Raw genomic sequence first — 13,973 nt, forward strand, 5'->3', positions numbered from 1 at the left:
TTAGGCGGCCTGGACCGGGATGGAATGGCTGGAATGGCTGATTTTGTTGTTGCCATCGAAATAAACCAGGGTAGGTTTGTAATTCTTCAATTCCTTTTCATCAAGGCTGGCGAAAGCGGCTATGATGATCAAGTCGCCAGGGCAAGCCAAACGGGCCGCGGCTCCATTGATCGAAAACACCCCGGAGCCTTCTTCCGCGCGAATCGCATAAGTGGTAAAGCGTTGGCCGTTGTTGATGTTGTAGATGTGAATTTGCTCGTATTCGCGGATTCCTGAAACATCCAGGATTTTGCCATCAATGGCACACGAACCCTCATAATCGAGCTCGGAATGCGTTACACGCGCCCGGTGTAACTTGGCTTTAAGCATGTTTATGTGCATGGTAAGCATCTTCAAATACTAGGGGAGGGGCGATTATGCCCGAAATCTGGCAGGCTATCAAATTTAAGCCGCTGCTGAATTAGATTAAAATTCAGTGCGATCAGCCAGTTGTCGGGAAAAATAGAGGTTATCGATCAAACGGGTTTTTCCGAGCTTGGCGGCGATCAAAACGACCAGATTCTGGTCGCTTGCTGTCGCCGGCAACAGGTCCACGCTGCGGCAAACCTGAAAATAGTCGAGCATGAATCCCGCTCTTTGCAGCACCTCGGCTTGCCGTTCGATAATGGTCCGATAATCATCCGGACCTTTAAGAATGGCATCCCGTACCGTTAGCAGCGAACGATACAGCAAGGGAGCCACTTGTCTTTCGCTTTCTGACAGATAGCCGTTACGCGAGCTCATCGCCAAGCCGTCGGTTTCCCTCACCGTCGGCACGCCTTGGATCTCGACCGGGATGTTTAAATCGGTCACCATGCGTCGAATCACCGCCAGTTGCTGAAAATCCTTCTCGCCCAACAGCAACAAATCCGGTTGAACCATGTTCAGCAATTTGCACACCACTACTGCCACGCCATCGAAGTGGCCGGGCCGGCTGGCGCCGCAATGCAGAATTGATAAATTTTTTACCGAAACTTGGGTTTGTAACGGCTGCGGATACATTTCTTCGACGGTCGGTAAAAACAACAAGTCGGCGCCACAGGCGATCAGTTTGTCTTGGTCCTGGGATTCCGTGCGGGGATAGCTGGCAAAGTCCTCGTTCGGGCCAAATTGGGTTGGATTGACAAAAATGCTGACCACGACTTTGTCGGCCTGATGACGTGCAGTTTCAACCAGCTTGATGTGACCGTCGTGCAGATTGCCCATGGTGGGGACAAAAGCAATGCTTTGCCCGGCTTGTCGCCATTGACGAATGGTTGCTCTTAATGCCTTGATGGTTTTGACGGTCTGCATGATTCTAATAACAGTGCTCCGCCGCGGGAAACGCTAGCGTTTTTACGGCTTGATGATAACGCCTGATTGCATCGGCGATGTTGTCGGCATTGGCCATGAAGTTTTTGGAAAAGCGCGGACGATTGCCGATGCTGATGTTCAGCATGTCATACAGGACCAGTACCTGGCCATCGCAGTCGGGGCCTGCGCCGATGCCAATCACGGGAATGCCGAGGTTGCGGGTGATTTCGGCCGCCAATAACGACGGAACGCACTCCAGAATCAACATGCCTGCGCCGGCTCGTTCAATGGCTATCGCGTCCTCGAGTATTTTTTGCGCATGAGCCGGTTCCCGGCCCTGGACTTTGTAGCCGCCGAGACGGTTGACCGATTGCGGCAATAGCCCCAGATGCCCGCAAACGGGTATGCCTTGCGCGACCAAAAATTCAATCACCTCGAACTTGGCGCCTTCCAGTTTGACCATTTGCGCACCGCCGGTTTGCATCAACCGCGCGGCATTTTTTAAGGCGGATTTGGGGGTCGCATAACTGGCAAAGGGTAAATCGGCGACGACGAAGGCGCGTTTTCTGGCCGAGGCTACGCAACGGGTGTGATAGGTCATATCTTCGTTGCTGACCGGTATGGTGCTGGCATGTCCTTGAATCACCATGCCCAGGGAGTCGCCGACCAAGATGACTTCAATGCCGGCTTGATCGAGCAAGACCGCGAAACTGGCATCGTAAGCCGTCAGGCAGCTTATTTTTTCCCCGGTATTTTTCATGGCCAACAAATCGCTGATCGTCAACGCTTTGCTGGTGTCGGCATAAAGGGTCATGGCACTATCCTGTGCAAGCCCTCCGCTGGGCAGGCGGTCAGTAAGCTGGCCAAACTGCCCTGGCCGGCTATCGATAAATTGGCAGGAGCGATGTCGGCCAAGGGGTAGAGCACGAATGCCCTGCGGGTCAATTCCGGGTGGGGTATCACCAAATCCGGCAGCGTAATCCGTTGGTCGCCGTACAGCAAAATATCGAGGTCCAAGGTGCGGGCGCCCCAACGCACCAAGCGCACGCGGCCATGCTGGTTTTCGATGTGCTGGCATTGTTTGAGCAATTCCAGCGGTGCCAGGCGGGTCAGGATGCGCATGACAGCGTTGACGTAATCGGGCTGATCCTGGGGGCCGACCGGATGGCTGGTATAAAGAGGGGATAATGCCTGTTTTTCGATGTCGGCCGACGCGGCAAGTTCGCGTGCTGCCGATCTCACCTGTTCGACGGGATTGTCCAGATTGCTGCCTAGGCCGATATAAGCCTCGATCCAGTTGTTCGAGGTGTTCATTGTTGCGTGTTGGGCTTGGGGCGAGTGCGGCGGCGCGGTTTGCCGCGTGATTTGGATGAGCCGCCTTTCGGGGGGGTGGTCATCTTGCGCCGCGTTTCGTCGTCGGCTTCCTGAAAGCGAGTCCACCAGTCCACCAAGGCTGGGTCGGCGCCGCCGGTTTCTGCGCGTAATTGCAAAAAGTCATAAGCCGCGCGGAATTTGGGTTGTTCCAGCAAGCGATAAGGCCTGGAACCCACGGTTCTGGAAAACTTGTTCTGCAAAAACCAGACATCGCGCATCGATTGCGTAATATGGCGTGGTAGCGCGATGATCTTGATTTGCCTGTTCAAGACCTCGTTGGCCGCATTTTGCATTGCGATGGTTTCGTTCTCGCCATGCTGAAGATGTTTTTGGGCGGCCCATTGCAAAGGCTCCCATAACAAGGCGGCCAGCAAAAAATAAGGTGTCAGGCTTTTGCCGTCGGCATAGCGCTGGTCAGAGTTTTCCAACGCCCGGATCAAAAACAGACGGGGAAAATCATGGTCTTGGGTTGCCAAGCACTTGTCGGTGGCCGGGAATAGAATCGCAAACAAGCCGTAATGCCTGAGCATCTCGAAGGTTTGCACGCCATAACCGGCCAAAAATAGTTTCAGCACTTCGTCATAGAGGCGAGCCGCGGGAATGCTTTTCAATAATTCGGCCTGCGAATAGATTGGCCGCTCAGTGTCAGGGTGCAAGGTAAAGCCCAGTTTCACGGCGAAACGGATCGCACGCAACATTCTTACCGGATCTTCGCGGTAACGGATTTCCGGATCTCCGATCAGGCGGAGTACCGCGTTGGCATGGTCCCGCATGCCGCCGGTGAAATCCACCACCGAAAAATCTCGAATGTTGTAATACAAGGCATTAACGGTGAAATCCCGGCGCCAAACGTCTTCTTCCAGCGTGCCGAACACATTGTCGCGCAACAGGCGGCCGTCTTCGTGTATGACTTGCTGATCGGATTGTTCCGGTTCGGAACCGCGAAAAGTGGCGACTTCTATGATCTCACGGCCAAAAAAGACGTGCGCCAAACGAAAGCGGCGGCCGATGATGCGGCAGTTTCGAAAGACCTGTTTGACTTGCTCTGGGCTGGCGTTGGTGGCGACATCGAAATCCTTGGGTTCGCGACCCAGCAATAAATCGCGGACGCAGCCGCCTACAAGATAGGCTTCAAAGCCGGCTTTTTTTAGTCGTTGCAGTACTTTCAGCGCGTTTTCGCTGATTTGCGACCGAGAAATGCAATGCTCGGATCTGGGATAGATTCTGGCCTGGCTTGCCAGCGATGATGCGGCAGGTTCGCTGGCCGATACCTCGGTAACCGAAAATATTTTTTTGAAGAATTTAAAAATGGCTATAACCCTGTTTTTTGTTTTCTAATGCGGGCTCGTCGGTGCTTTGCTTTACCGTAATTTCAAGCCGTCCATGGCTTTATCATAACACCGCGCTAGTTTGCAGCTCAATCCACCACTGTCTTTTACATCGCGGTTTAATATAGTAGAATCGGCCAGTTGGTTGTGCCATGGCCGGGTGGTACTGAGAAATTAAGTAGATTCATCGTTTTATTTGCTGCGATCGGCAATCGTTTAGGAGCGAGGGGAAATGTTTAAGAAGATATTGATGGGCTTTATAGACCAGCCTTTATTTACCAGTTTGTTCGTGGCGGACTTTGCGCTGTTGCTGTTCCACAGACCGCCGTTTTTGTTCTCGTTGGTCATGGTGGGTGCACTGGTGGCAATGAGCATGTACATGGGACAAAAACTCGAATTGTTCCGCAAGTAATTGCCAGCAGTCGATTTTAAAAAAAATCCTAAGCCCGTCGCCGAAAAGCTTTCGGTGCCGGGCTTTTTGCGTAGAATGGGCGCGGTTATTTATGATGCGCTTTTGCTGGCGGCGGTGCTCTTTTTTGCGACTGCGCTGGCTTTGCCGTTCAATGGCGGACGAGCCTTCGCCGCCGACCAATATTATTTCCCTTTCTATTTGCTCTGCGTCAGTTATGTTTTTTATGCCTGGTTCTGGACGCATGGCGGACAAACCTTGGGCATGCGCGCCTGGAAAATCACACTCGTCAATGCCGATGGTGGCCAAGTCAACTGGTGGACGGCCACGTTGCGCTTTGTTGTCGCTCTGCTGTCATGGGCCTGTTTGGGGCTGGGGTTTCTTTGGTGCCTGATCGACAAAAACAAGCGGGCCTGGCACGACCATGGGTCCGGAACCTTTCTATATTGGCGGGCGGGAGAAAAAAATAGCGGGTCAAAATGATTATGCTATATTCCCGATTCAACCTATCTATTCGCTCAGTCGGGAGAATTCAATGAAAAAAATAACAACACTGCTATCCCTGTTGGCTGCGCTCGTCGCTTTCTCCGCCAACGCCGACGTCAAGCTTCAGGATAATTCCAAAATTCTCGGCAAATGGCAGGTCACTCACGAGGCCCTTGCCTTGGACAGAGAAAAGAAACCACTGCACGTGACTTGGGAATTTCAAAAAGACGGGACCTTGGTAACCACCGGTGAAGATGCCCGCAGCGGCATTGGCGCAATGAACATTCCGATCAAATATAGCGTGGCTGACGGGGTGATCAAAAAACAAATCTCGCCCGGCAGGGAGAAATACGAAGATTGCGCTGTCGTGGAAGTCAGCGACAAAGACATGATTTTGAAATGTAAATTTCTATACTTCTTCATGACGCGCATGTAACCCGTCGGTCATGGGCAGGCGGAAAAGCCGCCTGTCTATCTCGTTTATTTTATGCCTGGCTTGACCTCATAGGCGAATGGTTTGGCCAGCGGTTCACCGACGAATAGACCTTGCCCCGGCTGTTCGACGCTCTTCCAATAAGCCTCGATTAACGAGCTTCCGCGCAGATAGTGGTACATGACCAGTCCGGGATTAGGGAATTTAGCCGGGAAATTGCAAGGTTCGACGACGGCGCCGTAGCTGGCGGTGGCGCCCGCTTTCAACCACTCCAATACATTCATTTGCCTACTACCCGACATCACGCCACCGGCTGAGGTCAGGTGGTCGGCTATCGCGCCGGGCAGGAAACGATTCCGAGTTATATGCGGCACATCGATCAGGCCGGTAAAGTAAAACATCACGTCGTCGTGGCCGGCGATGTAGTCTTGTTCAAGATAATGCACCGGCCAGAAAGGTTTAAACGTCTCGGCGATATTTCGAAAAGCTAGCGCGCGCGAACTGCGCGCCTGATCCGATGTTTTGAGTAGGTAGGCGGAACCCGTGGGGCGGGAAAAGTCCGCCGCAATCCCTCGATCGATCAGTTTTCGCGTTTCGGCAAAATCATTCGCGGCTATAACCATGGTGGGACGCCAGCCGTGTTTGTCATAGGGGCGACCCATTTCGGAAGCAAAATAAGGGCTTTTACGCGTCGGCTTGCAGCCCTCCGCACAAAACGCCGGATCAAAGCCCGTCGCAAACGCAGTGGTGATGGACATGCAGTCTACCCGGAACGGTTGCAGCCAGGTTAGCGCGTAGGCCTGTACATGCTGGGGTGTTTTCTCATCCACCGTTCGTTTGATGTGTTCGAACTCGCCACGGGTCAAAACGGCCTTGTGCAGCGGCAGGCGGATATGGATGATTTGATCGAGCGGGATCTTGCGCTTTTGCCGGTAATAATCGGCAATCTGCAGGCTCAAGGCGTCGTTGTCGTTGACGATGACGGCCAAATCCTCGGCACCCAAGGCGGACGTTGGCCTATATAGCGGTGACACTTGCGCCGACGAAGGTTTGATGCTCAAGCAGAAGCATGCGAAAAAAAAGCACAAGGAAACGCAGAAATTATTGATAGACGACATTGCCAAGTAAACGTGAGGAGGTTGCCAGTATGGGGCGGCAATGATGGCACAACTCGGGCGATTCAGACGCGAACCCTGTTTGATATTTGTAATTTTGGGGCTTATGGGCCGGCTGATTTTTCAAGATCGTGGTTTTATCGCCAATGTCGATAGCATCCAGAACGGGTTTGCCTTTAAAATAGCGGATTTACACTCTTCTGCAAACATGGGCCGAGCGCCCCGTAATGTTCATGACCGACTATAAATTGACCCATCTGAAGCAGCTCGAAGCCGAAAGCATTCATATCATCCGCGAAGTGGCGGCGGAATTCGAGAAACCCGTCATGCTGTATTCCATCGGTAAGGATTCGGCCGTGATGTTGCATTTGACGCGCAAGGCCTTCTTTCCCGGCAAGCCGCCGTTTCCGTTGTTGCATGTCGATACCACCTGGAAATTCAAGGAAATGATCGAATTCCGCGACCGCATGGCCAAGGATTTGGGCTGGGATTTGATGGTGCATATCAATCAGGACGGCGTTGAGCAAGGCATAGGTCCCTTCACGCACGGCAGCAAAAAACACACCGACGTGATGAAAACCGATTCTTTAAAGCAAGCGTTGAACAAATACCAGTTCGACGCGGCCTTCGGTGGAGCCCGCCGCGACGAGGAAAAATCCCGCGCCAAGGAACGCGTGTATTCCTTCCGCGATAAGAATCACCGCTGGGATCCGAAAAACCAGCGTCCGGAGCTGTGGAACATCTACAACGGAAAGATCGACAAGGGTGAAAGCATCCGTGTGTTTCCTTTGTCGAACTGGACCGAGCTGGACATTTGGCAATACATTCATCTGGAAAACATTCCCATCGTGCCGCTGTATTTTGCCAAGGAACGCCCAGTGGTCGATAAGGACGGCATGCTGATCATGGTCGACGACGAGCGCATGCCCATAGGCCCCAACGATAAAGTCGAAATGAAAATGGTGCGCTTCCGCACCTTGGGTTGCTACCCCTTGACCGGGGCCGTCGAATCGACCGCGACGACACTGCCGGAAATCATTCAGGAGATGCTGCTGACCACGACCTCTGAACGCCAAGGCCGCTTGATCGACCACGACCAGGCCGGTTCGATGGAACAGAAAAAACGCGAAGGTTATTTCTAAACGATTATCCGATCAGCAACGAATTCAGAGAAAAACATGTCCCACCAATCCGATTTAATCGCAACCGACATCAACGCCTATCTGGCGCAACACGAACGTAAAGAATTGCTGCGCTTCTTGACTTGCGGCAACGTGGACGACGGCAAGAGCACCCTGATCGGGCGCTTATTGCATGATTCAAAGATGATTTACGAAGACCAGTTGGCGGCGGTGCAGGCCGACAGCGTCAAATCCGGTACGACCGGCGCCGGCAAGATCGACCTGGCGTTGCTGGTCGACGGCTTGCAGGCCGAGCGCGAGCAAGGCATCACGATCGACGTGGCCTACCGCTATTTCTCCACCTCAACTCGTAAGTTCATCATCGCCGACACGCCGGGCCACGAGCAGTACACCCGCAACATGGCGACCGGCGCCTCGACCTGCGATTTGGCGGTGATTTTGATCGATGCGCGTTATGGCGTGCAAACCCAAACCAAACGCCACAGTTTCATCGCCTCGTTGTTGGGCATCAAGCACATCATCGTCGCGGTCAACAAAATGGATTTGGTCGGTTACAGCGAGGAAACCTTCAACAAGATCAAGCAAGATTACTTGCGCTTCGTCGAAAAACTGGATTTGCACGACATTCACTTTATCCCGATGTCGGCGCTGGATGGCGACAACGTCGTCAATCCCAGTGAGAACATGCCGTGGTTCAGCGGCAAGCCGATGATGGAATTGCTGAATACCATCGAAATCGCCAGCGACCGCAATTTTGTCGATGCGCGTTTTCCGGTGCAATACGTCAATCGGCCGAACCTGGATTTTCGCGGCTTCTGCGGTACCGTGGCGTCCGGCGTGTTTCACAAGGGCGATGCCGTCACCGCGCTGCCGTCCGGCAAGACCAGCCATATCAAGTCCATCGTGACCTTCGACGGCGAACTCGATGAAGCGTTCGCCTCGATGGCGGTCACGCTGACCCTGGCCGACGAGATCGACATCAGCCGCGGCGACGTCATCATCGGCAATCATCAAAGCCTGCCGACGGTGGCCGACAAATTCAAGGCCGACATCGTCTGGATGTCCGAACAGCCGATGACGCCGGGGCGGCAATATTCAATCAAACTGGCGACCCGCAGCGTGTCCGGTTCGGTGTCGATGATACACCATCGTATCGACGTCAATACCTTGGAGCACCACGACGCCAACGAATTGAAACTGAACGAAATTGGTCATTGCACCGTGGCGGTCAATGCGCCGGTGGTGTTCGACCCTTACAAGCGGAATAAAACTACGGGTTCCTTCATCGTCATCGACAGGCTGAGCAATATCACGGTCGGTGCCGGCATGATCACGGGGGATGCCAGCGAGGAAGAGTGGTCGCCGGTGACTGCCGAAGAGCGCGCTACCCGTTTCGGACAAATTGCTTCGGCGATTGCCTTGACTGGAAACAATGCGCAGCAAGTGGTTTATCACCTCGAGCGCAAACTATTCGATACCGGTCATGCCGCGACCATTCTGGAAACCGGTAACGAAGAGTTGATTGCGGCGATCAAGCACGCCGGTTTGCTGTGCCTGTATCTGCATGGTAATGCCGCGCTTGCCGACGTGGCCTTCGATTGCGATGAGTCTAATGTCGACGAGATTTACGCGGCATTAAAGAATCGCGGTTTGATCCACGGATAAAAAAAGAGCCGGTTTGCGCCGGCTCTACTTTTCAAGGACTTGTACAAAAAACCATCAATCCTTTTTCGGCACATAGCCTTCCGGCATTTCGAAGCCGCCGGCGAACAAAAACTTTTCCCGTTCGGCTTCCAAAATCTTTTTCGAAGCCGGATCGAAGCTGGCCAGCCGCCGTTCGTTGATGATCATGGTTTGCATGGCCAGCCAGTCTTTCCAGGCCTGCTTGGAAATGTTCTCGAAGATATACTGGCCCTTGGCTCCTGGAAACGGCGGCGCATCCAGTCCTTCCGCTTCCACGCCCAGTTTTACGCATTTAACCATTCTGGTCATATTGATCCTCTGAATAAAGTTGTTGCAGCAGGCGCTTGATCGGCGCCGGCAAGCCGAGTGAATGAATTTCGTTGGCTTTATACCAGACCAAGCCTCCGTCTTCCATCACACAGTTATTGGGGTTTTGCAGCGGGAGCAGCACCGGCGTGTAGTCCAGATGATAATGCGAAAAACTGTGCCGCTGTCTGGATAAGATTTTGGGATTGCCGATGCGATAATCGCGTTGTGCCGCCCATGACTGTAACTGTTGGGCATCTTCAAATTCCGGCAGACTCCAAAGTCCGCCCCAAATCCCGGTCGCGGGTCGTCGTTGCAATAAAATCCGCCCATCCGAATCGTGCAGCACCAGAAAATAAATCTGCCTGCTGGGCATGTCCTTGCGCGGTTTGGGTGCCGGGAACTGGTTGACCCGGTCGAGTTGGCGGGCCCGGCAGCCTTGAGCCACCGGACAAGCCTCGCAACGCGGCCTGGATCGGGTGCAGAGCGTAGCGCCCAGATCCATCATGGCTTGGGTGTAATCGCCGCAGCGTTTGCTAGGGGTATGGCGCTGGCTGATACCCCACAATTCGGCAGCGATCTTGCTCTCGCCCGGCCAGCCTTCCACGGCATGAAAACGCGCCAACACCCTTTTGACATTGCCGTCCAGAATGGGTTGGCTTTGCCCGCAGGCGATGCTTAGAATCGCCCCGGCGGTGGAACGGCCAATGCCGGGCAGGGCACTCAGTTGTTCCAGCGTGTGTGGAAACTCGCCGCCATTGGCAGCGACAATCTGAGCGGTTTTATGCAGATTTCGGGCGCGGGCGTAATAACCCAGTCCGGCCCAATGCTGCAATACCTCGTCCAGTTCGGCCTGAGCCAAGTTGTGTACGGTAGGAAAGCGATCCATGAAACGCTGGAAATAGCCGATCACGCTGGCGACCTGCGTCTGCTGCAACATGATCTCCGACACCCAGACACGATAAGGATTGATGCCCTGCTGCCACGGCAAATCCTTGCGGCCGTGGATGTCGAACCAGGCAAGGAGGCGGCGCTGGAATTCGTCAGGGTTCATCCGCTACCATACTCCAGCGAGGGAATGTAGTACCGGACGCTCCATCGTCGAAGTCACCATGCAAACCGGTGTCTATAAACCGTTTTCTACTCCCACTCAATCGTCGCCGGCGGCTTGCCGGAAATATCGTAAGTCACCCTGGAAATGCCGGCCACTTCGTTGATGATGCGTCGTGAGATCAAGTCCAGAAAGTCGTAAGGCAAATGCGCCCAGCGCGCGGTCATGAAGTCTATGGTTTCGACGGCACGGATCGCGATGACGTAGTCGTATTTGCGGCCGTCGCCCATTACGCCGACTGATTTGACCGGCAGGAACACCGCGAAGGCCTGGCTGACTTTGTCGTACAACTCGTGGCGATAGAGTTCCTCGATGAAAATCGCGTCGGCCTGACGCAACAAATCGGCATATTGTTTTTTGACTTCGCCGAGGATGCGCACGCCGAGTCCGGGGCCGGGGAATGGATGGCGATGGATCATGTCGGCGGGCAGGCCCAGTTCCAGGCCGAGTTTGCGGACTTCGTCCTTGAACAACTCGCGCAACGGTTCGACCAGTTTCAAGGTCATGTTTTCCGGCAGGCCGCCGACGTTGTGGTGCGATTTGATCAGATGCGCCTTGCCGCTCTTGGCGCCGGCCGATTCGATGACGTCCGGGTAAATGGTGCCTTGCGCCAGCCACTTGGCGTCGGTCAGCTTGCCGGCTTCCTCGTCGAAAATCTCGACGAACAGGCCACCGATGATTTTGCGTTTGGCTTCAGGATCGCTGACGCCGGCCAGCGCTTCCATATAGCGGGCTTCGGCATCGACGCGGATCACCTTGATGCCCATGTGCTGAGCAAACATCGCCATGACCTGGTCGCCTTCGTGCAAACGCAATAAACCCGTATCGACGAACACGCAGGTCAGTTGCGAGGCTATGGCTCGATGCAGCAGCGCCGCGACGACAGAGGAATCGACGCCGCCGGACAGGCCCAGAATGACCTGGTCGCTGCCGACTTTTTCGCGCACGGCCTTGATGCTGTCTTCGATGATGTTGCTGGCGTTCCATAAGGCTTGGCAGCCGCAGATCTCCAGCACGAAGCGGCTCAGTATGCGGCCACCTTGCTTGGTGTGGGTGACTTCCGGGTGGAATTGCAGCGCGTAGAATTCTTTGTCTTCGTTGGCGATGCCGGCAATCGGTGCGCCGTCGGAACTGGCGATCAGCTTGAAACCTTCGGGCAGTTCGACGACGCGGTCGCCGTGGCTCATCCAGACGTCCAGGAGCCCAAAGCCTTCCGGCGAGACATGGTCTTCGATTTCCTTCAGCAGTTTCGAGTGGCCGCGGGCGCGAATCTGTGCGTAGCCAAATTCGCGATGGTCGGACGATTCCACTTTGCCGCCCAATTGCTCGGCCATGGTCTGCATGCCATAGCAAATGCCCAAAACCGGAACGCCGAGTTCGAACACGATTTGCGGCGCGCGCGGCGTGTCGCTGCTCGTGACGGTTTCGGGACCACCGGACAGGATGATGCCCTTGGCGCTGAAATTTTTGACTTCGTCGTTGCTGGCGTCGCAGGAATAGATTTCGCAGTAAACGCCGATTTCACGGATGCGACGGGCGATCAATTGTGTGTATTGCGAGCCGAAATCGAGGATCAGGATTTTGTCGGAATGGATGTTGGTTTGGGTCACGGGCGGGGCCTTCGGAAATGTGGGAATGGGTAGGGTGGATTCGCCCTAGGGGGCAATCCACCGCGAAGACTTTGGCGGGTTGCCTGCGGCAAACCCACCCTACTCGATGTACATGAATCGATCAATTCAACTGGTAATTCGGTGCTTCTTTGGTGATCGTCACATCGTGGACATGGCTTTCGCGCATGCCGGCGCTGGTGACGCGGACAAACTGCGCGTTTTCATGCATGTCGGCGATGGTCCGATTGCCGGTATAACCCATGCTGGAGCGCACGCCGCCCAGCAATTGGTGAATGATCGCCAGGACGCTGCCTTTGTAAGGCACACGCCCTTCTATGCCCTCTGGCACCAGTTTTTCGACCATCTCGGTTTCCTGGAAATAGCGGTCGCTGGAGCCTTGTTGCTGCGACATCGCACCCAGGGAACCCATGCCTCGATAGGATTTGTAGGAACGGCCCTGGAATAATTCGACATCACCCGGAGCTTCCTCGGTGCCGGCAAACAAGCCGCCCAGCATCACGGCGTCGGCGCCGGCGGCCAAAGCCTTGGCCACGTCGCCGGAATAGCGGATGCCGCCATCGGCAATCAGCGGAATGCCGGTTCCTTTCAAGGCCGCGGCGACATTGGCGACCGCGGAGATCTGAGGTACGCCGACACCGGCGACGATGCGGGTGGTGCAGATCGAGCCGGGGCCGATGCCGACCTTGACGCCATCGGCCCCGGCTTCGGCCAGGGCTTTTGCCGCGGCGGCCGTGGCGATGTTGCCGCCGATGACCTGTACTTGCGGAAAGTTTTGCTTGACCCAACGTACCCGGTCGAGTACGCCTTGCGAATGGCCATGCGCGGTATCGACGATGATGACGTCGACGCCGGCATCAACCAGGGCCGCGACGCGTTCTTCCGTGCCGGTGCCGGTGCCAACCGCCGCGCCGACGCGCAGTCTTTCCTGCTCGTCCTTGCTGGCGTAGGGGTTGTCCTTGGCCTTTTGGATGTCCTTGACGGTGATCATGCCGCGCAAATGAAAGGCGTCGTTGACGACCAGCACTTTTTCGATGCGGTGTTTGTGCAGCAGCTCGATGGCCTCTTTGTGGCTCGCTGATTCATTGACGGTGACCAGGCGATCTTTAGGGGTCATCACCGAGCGAATGGATTCATCCAGTCGGGTCTCGAAACGCAAATCACGACTCGTAACGATGCCGACCAGTTCTTCGCCATCGACGACAGGCACGCCGGAAATATTTTTGGCGCGAGTCAGTTCCATGACTTCCCGCACCGTGACGTCTGGTGAAACGGTGATGGGATCTTTGATCACGCCGCTTTCGTATTTTTTCACGCGACTGACTTCGGCGGCTTGTTGCGCGGTAGTCATGTTCTTGTGGATGATGCCGATGCCGCCTTCCTGCGCGATCGCGATGGCCAAGCGCGCTTCGGTAACGGTGTCCATTGCCGCCGACACCAGGGGGATATTCAGGGTAATATTTCGGGTTAGTCGGGTTTTCAGTTCCACTTCTCGCGGCAGAACGGCCGAGTGTGCCGGCACCAATAAAACGTCGTCAAACGTGAGCGCTTCCTGAATAATTTTCATGATTACACCTGAGCTAAATTCTAAAATAGCAGCGCATTGTACAGCGTAACCAGCGCTGC

Annotated in this window: 15 protein-coding genes; 5 read left to right on the plus strand and 10 right to left on the minus strand. The window is 54.8% G+C overall.

Annotated features, from left to right (window positions below):
- The 5 genes from panD to pcnB form a co-directional block, all read right to left on the minus strand.
- Positions 1-381 (minus strand): aspartate 1-decarboxylase, encoded by a 381-nt coding sequence (panD, locus tag NM686_RS01080; RefSeq protein WP_255190100.1) that lies wholly within the window; start codon positions 379-381, stop codon positions 1-3.
- An 84-nt stretch (positions 382-465) separates the two neighbouring features.
- Complete coding sequence (gene panC, locus NM686_RS01085; protein WP_255190101.1) at positions 466-1,332, minus strand: pantoate--beta-alanine ligase; 867 nt, start codon at positions 1,330-1,332, stop codon at positions 466-468.
- Positions 1,333-1,336: 4 nt separating this feature from the next.
- Positions 1,337-2,146: a 3-methyl-2-oxobutanoate hydroxymethyltransferase gene (gene panB, locus NM686_RS01090; protein WP_255190102.1), complete on the minus strand. Its 810-nt coding sequence runs from the start codon at positions 2,144-2,146 to the stop codon at positions 1,337-1,339.
- Positions 2,143-2,646 (minus strand): 2-amino-4-hydroxy-6-hydroxymethyldihydropteridine diphosphokinase, encoded by a 504-nt coding sequence (gene folK, locus NM686_RS01095; RefSeq protein WP_255190103.1) that lies wholly within the window; start codon positions 2,644-2,646, stop codon positions 2,143-2,145. Before folK ends, panB begins: the two co-directional genes overlap by 4 nt.
- Entirely contained in the window at positions 2,643-4,022 is a 1,380-nt protein-coding gene (gene pcnB / locus NM686_RS01100) for a polynucleotide adenylyltransferase PcnB (protein WP_407942378.1), read from the minus strand. The genes folK and pcnB overlap by 4 nt, the downstream gene beginning before the upstream one ends.
- A 244-nt stretch (positions 4,023-4,266) precedes the next feature.
- Between pcnB and NM686_RS01105 the strand changes: the two genes are divergently transcribed.
- The 3 genes from NM686_RS01105 to NM686_RS01115 are packed head-to-tail and all read left to right on the plus strand — an operon-like array spanning position 4,267 to position 5,365.
- The gene (locus NM686_RS01105; RefSeq protein ID WP_255190104.1) at positions 4,267-4,446 is read left to right on the plus strand and encodes a hypothetical protein; all 180 of its coding nucleotides are present in this window, start codon (positions 4,267-4,269) and stop codon (positions 4,444-4,446) included.
- Entirely contained in the window at positions 4,447-4,926 is a 480-nt protein-coding gene (locus tag NM686_RS01110; RefSeq protein WP_255190105.1) for an RDD family protein, read from the plus strand.
- A complete protein-coding gene (locus NM686_RS01115; RefSeq protein WP_255190106.1) occupies positions 4,868-5,365 on the plus strand; it encodes a hypothetical protein in 498 nt (165 codons plus the stop codon). Before NM686_RS01110 ends, NM686_RS01115 begins: the two co-directional genes overlap by 59 nt.
- 44 nt (positions 5,366-5,409) lie before the next feature.
- On the opposite strand, the gene NM686_RS01120 is transcribed toward NM686_RS01115, so the two are convergent.
- Positions 5,410-6,423, minus strand: coding sequence for a TIGR03790 family protein (locus NM686_RS01120; protein ID WP_255190107.1), 1,014 nt, complete (start codon positions 6,421-6,423; stop codon positions 5,410-5,412).
- A gap of 287 nt (positions 6,424-6,710) precedes the next feature.
- On the opposite strand from NM686_RS01120, the gene cysD reads away from it, so the two are divergent.
- Positions 6,711-7,619 (plus strand): sulfate adenylyltransferase subunit CysD, encoded by a 909-nt coding sequence (cysD, locus tag NM686_RS01125; protein WP_269022196.1) that lies wholly within the window; start codon positions 6,711-6,713, stop codon positions 7,617-7,619.
- A 36-nt stretch (positions 7,620-7,655) separates the two neighbouring features.
- Positions 7,656-9,284 (plus strand): sulfate adenylyltransferase subunit CysN, encoded by a 1,629-nt coding sequence (cysN, locus tag NM686_RS01130; RefSeq protein WP_255190109.1) that lies wholly within the window; start codon positions 7,656-7,658, stop codon positions 9,282-9,284.
- Positions 9,285-9,338: 54 nt separating this feature from the next.
- Here cysN and NM686_RS01135 read toward each other — a convergent pair whose 3' ends face one another.
- From NM686_RS01135 to guaB, 4 genes are all read right to left on the minus strand, one after another.
- A complete protein-coding gene (locus tag NM686_RS01135) occupies positions 9,339-9,611 on the minus strand; it encodes an oxidative damage protection protein (protein WP_255190110.1) in 273 nt (90 codons plus the stop codon).
- A complete protein-coding gene (gene mutY, locus NM686_RS01140; protein ID WP_255190111.1) occupies positions 9,595-10,662 on the minus strand; it encodes an A/G-specific adenine glycosylase in 1,068 nt (355 codons plus the stop codon). Before mutY ends, NM686_RS01135 begins: the two co-directional genes overlap by 17 nt.
- 86 nt (positions 10,663-10,748) lie before the next feature.
- On the minus strand, positions 10,749-12,329 hold the full coding sequence (gene guaA, locus NM686_RS01145) for a glutamine-hydrolyzing GMP synthase (RefSeq protein WP_255190112.1): 1,581 nt from the start codon (positions 12,327-12,329) through the stop codon (positions 10,749-10,751).
- Between the two features lie 121 nt (positions 12,330-12,450).
- Complete coding sequence (gene guaB / locus NM686_RS01150; RefSeq protein ID WP_255190113.1) at positions 12,451-13,914, minus strand: IMP dehydrogenase; 1,464 nt, start codon at positions 13,912-13,914, stop codon at positions 12,451-12,453.
- Between the last annotated feature and the right edge of the window lie 59 nt (positions 13,915-13,973).

Origin of the sequence: Methylomonas rapida (genome assembly GCF_024360925.2) — a bacterium.
Lineage (GTDB): Bacteria > Pseudomonadota > Gammaproteobacteria > Methylococcales > Methylomonadaceae > Methylomonas > Methylomonas rapida.

Coding starts and splice junctions, on each gene's coding strand:
- mutY (WP_255190111.1), bottom strand. CDS start 10,662: ATGAACCCTGACGAATTCCAGCGCCGCCTCCTTGCCTGGTTCGACATC.
- cysD (WP_269022196.1), top strand. CDS start 6,711: ATGACCGACTATAAATTGACCCATCTGAAGCAGCTCGAAGCCGAAAGC.
- folK (WP_255190103.1), bottom strand. CDS start 2,646: ATGAACACCTCGAACAACTGGATCGAGGCTTATATCGGCCTAGGCAGC.
- guaB (WP_255190113.1), bottom strand. CDS start 13,914: ATGAAAATTATTCAGGAAGCGCTCACGTTTGACGACGTTTTATTGGTG.
- NM686_RS01135 (WP_255190110.1), bottom strand. CDS start 9,611: ATGACCAGAATGGTTAAATGCGTAAAACTGGGCGTGGAAGCGGAAGGA.
- panD (WP_255190100.1), bottom strand. CDS start 381: ATGCACATAAACATGCTTAAAGCCAAGTTACACCGGGCGCGTGTAACG.
- NM686_RS01105 (WP_255190104.1), top strand. CDS start 4,267: ATGTTTAAGAAGATATTGATGGGCTTTATAGACCAGCCTTTATTTACC.
- NM686_RS01115 (WP_255190106.1), top strand. CDS start 4,868: ATGGGTCCGGAACCTTTCTATATTGGCGGGCGGGAGAAAAAAATAGCG.
- panC (WP_255190101.1), bottom strand. CDS start 1,332: ATGCAGACCGTCAAAACCATCAAGGCATTAAGAGCAACCATTCGTCAA.
- cysN (WP_255190109.1), top strand. CDS start 7,656: ATGTCCCACCAATCCGATTTAATCGCAACCGACATCAACGCCTATCTG.
- panB (WP_255190102.1), bottom strand. CDS start 2,146: ATGACCCTTTATGCCGACACCAGCAAAGCGTTGACGATCAGCGATTTG.